This window comes from Streptomyces sp. NPDC005070, assembly GCF_053600395.1.
Window position 1 is genome coordinate 1 of record NZ_JBSFZS010000396.1, and the last position, 2,136, is coordinate 2,136.

The 2,136-nt window shown below is 73.2% G+C and carries 1 protein-coding gene and 2 pseudogenes; 2 read left to right on the forward strand and 1 reads right to left on the reverse strand.

Translation table 11 applies throughout. The annotated features are described in order from the left end of the window. A pseudogene (locus ACWEBX_RS39475) lies at positions 1 to 327 on the forward strand (TetR/AcrR family transcriptional regulator); the annotation flags it as partial. A gap of 61 nt (positions 328 to 388) precedes the next feature. Here ACWEBX_RS39475 and ACWEBX_RS39480 read toward each other — a convergent pair. Then, positions 389 to 1,837, reverse strand: a complete 1,449-nt coding sequence (locus ACWEBX_RS39480; RefSeq protein ID WP_451889528.1) for a PucR family transcriptional regulator — start codon at positions 1,835 to 1,837, stop codon at positions 389 to 391. Between the two features lie 109 nt (positions 1,838 to 1,946). On the opposite strand from ACWEBX_RS39480, the pseudogene ACWEBX_RS39485 reads away from it, so the two are divergent. Further along, positions 1,947 to 2,136 (forward strand): annotated as a pseudogene (locus ACWEBX_RS39485) (cytosine permease); the annotation flags it as partial.

Sequence of the window (2,136 nt, forward strand, 5' to 3'; positions counted from 1 at the left end):
GCTGTCACCCCGGACGGCCTGCGGGCGGTGGACATCATCTACACCGCGCTCATCGAGGCCGGGGTCCCCGAGCCTCAGGTGCCCCGGCTGGAACGCCTGATCAGCACGTTCGTCATCGGCTTCGCCGCTTCCGAGGCCTCGGGCCGCTTCACTCCCGGCGCCGGCGACCCGCGCAGCAGTCGGGGCCCGCTCGACGACAGCGAACTCCCCGGCCACGGCGCCCTCCGGCCGTGGCTGGACCTGCCCCTCGACCTCACCTCCGAGTTCGAGGCCGATCTCGCCGACATCACACGGCTGGTCGAGGCGGTCGCGCGGCGCGAGGCATGATCCGCGCCCCGGGCACGCGGGGCGGACCGGTACGTACTCCCGGGCCCGCTCGGTGGCCCGCTCAGTCGGTGAGGCCCAGCGCTCCCGCCGCCTGGATCGCCAGCCAGACCTCGGCCAGAGCCGCCGTCGACGTCAGATCGCGGTCGGTGAGCGCGCCGAAGCGGCGCAGCCGGTAGGCGAGGGTGTTGGGGTGGATGTGCAGCGCGGCGGCCGCCGTCTCGGTGCGGCGGTCGCGCTCCATCCAGGTGCGGGCGGACACCAGCAACCGCGAGTCATGGCTCTCGTCGTACCGCAGCACGCCGCCGAGCACATGCTCCACCAGTGCCGCCAGGACGGCGGGATCGTCCGGCAGCCACCGGCCCGCCCCGTCGTCGCCGTAGTGGACGACTGCGCGGCCGGACTCGACGGCCTGGGACACCGCCCACAGCGCCTCGCGCTGGGCGACCTTCAGCGCGCCCCCCGGCAGGAAGGGGCGGCTGGTTCCGGCCGCCACGCCGGGCAGCTCGCCGACGGCCGCCGCCAGTTCCGGCGCCCCGAGGACATAGCGGTCCTCGCCCCGGGTGAGCAGCAGATGGGGCCGGTCCTCCAGACAGCGCAGCAACGCCTCGTCGGTGGTGCGGCGCACGATGAGGAGCACGGTGTCGCCCTCGATCGCGTGCCGGGCGAGCCGGCGCCGCGCCGCCTCCGGGTCGAGCACCTCCTGCAGCAGTTCGGCGAACGTCTCCGCTCCCTCGCGGCGCAGCGTCTCGCGCTCGTTGCGCACCATCGCCAGGCGCAGTGCCGCGACGGTGGCGATGTGCTGGACGACGGCGAGTCCCGCGGGCCGGGCACCCGCGCGCTCGTACGCGACGAGGAAGCCGGCGGGGCCGCCGGGCGCCGGCACCGGGAGGACGAACCCGCCGGGGATCGTCGGCGGGGCGTCGACGGACGCGGGCAGGACATCCGGGTCCGGCACGGGGACCCCGGGCAGGAGCGGGCGGCCCTGAGGTGTGCACAGGAAGACGTCGTAGCCGGACAGGCCTTCGAGCCGGCGCAGGAGTGTCGGTGTGTCGAGGTTCTCCGTGACCAGCCAGCGCAGCGCGCCGAAGACCTGGAGCTGCGCGCCAAGCCGGTGCCGCGCCTCCTCCTGGGCCGAGGCCGCGACCTCCTGGGCGACGGCGATGAAGGGAACGGCGAGCGGCACCTCGAGGACCGGGAAACCCCGCTCCTCCGCGGCCCGGAAGAACGCGTCGTGCAGCGGGGGCATGTGAAGCTGCGCCGAGAGCGCGAGACCGGACGCCCCGGCGTCGTCCAGCCGCTCCAGATAGGCCCGCTGTTCCGCCGCGGTACGGGGGATCGCCAGGCCCGCGGTCATGATCAGCTCGGCTCCCAGGAGCCACGGCGTCGGATCGACGAGCTCGCTGGCGTGCGCCCAGGAGACGGCCCGGTCCAGACCGCCGCCCGCCTTCAGCGAGAGCTGGAGGGCCGGAGAGGAGAGCAGGTCCTGGATGGTGAGTTTGTCGCTGGCCACAAATGACATCGTACTCATCTGTGATCGACACCATTGTCGCAGGTCACCCGGGGCCCCACACTGTGGAGGCCACCGTTTGAACGGTGCACTAACGGACATTGGAGGGCCCGTGACGACCTCGGTCACCGAAATCGAGACATATGGCGTCGAGCGAATCCCGGACGAGGACCGCACGGCCCGGCCGATCGACTTGTTCCGGCTCGCCTTCGGCGGCGCCAACACCTTCGCGACCTGTGTGCTGGGCGCCTTCCCGATCCTCTTCGGGCTCTCCTTCTGGCAGGGGCTCGCGGCGACCGTCC